We start from the raw sequence: 528 nt of genomic DNA, 5'->3' as shown, positions 1-528 counted from the left end.
CCGCAAGCTGCAAGGTCACTGGATAATTGAAATGTCGGAAATGATGGCAACCGCCAATGCCAAGAGCATTGAGGAAATCAAGTCTTTTCTAAGCCGACAGAAAGAGGTTTATAAGATACCCTATGAAACCCACCCGGCAGACCGCCCCCGTCAGTGCGTATTTGGCGGCACTTCCAATGCCCTTGACTTCCTGCCCCTTGACCGTTCCGGCAACCGCCGCTTTATCCCCGTCATGGTGTACCCGGAGCAAGCCGAGGTTCACATTTTGGAGGACGAGGACGCCTCCAGAGCCTATCTTTTACAGGTCTGGGCGGAGGCCATGACGATTTACCGCAGCGGCCACTACTCTATGAAGTTCAGCAAGTCCATCCAGCGCCAGCTGGTGGAGGTGCAGAAGGATTTCATGCCGGAGGACACCGAGGCCGGACAGATACAGGGCTTTCTGGAACACTACACCGGCAGCATGGTCTGCTCCAAACAGCTGTTCAAGGAGGCGCTGGGCCACACCTACGATGAGCCGAAGCGGTG

General features: G+C 55.9%; 1 protein-coding gene. It reads left to right on the top strand.

Features of this window, described 5'->3' with window-relative positions:
• The coding region (locus NE664_13180) for a virulence-associated E family protein (GenBank protein ID MCQ4727584.1) at positions 1 to 528 on the top strand (528 nt) is incomplete at both ends.

Origin of the sequence: Anaerotignum faecicola (assembly GCA_024460105.1) — a bacterium.
GTDB lineage: Bacteria > Bacillota > Clostridia > Lachnospirales > Anaerotignaceae > JANFXS01.
This window is presented reverse-complemented; position numbering and strand designations above follow the sequence as displayed.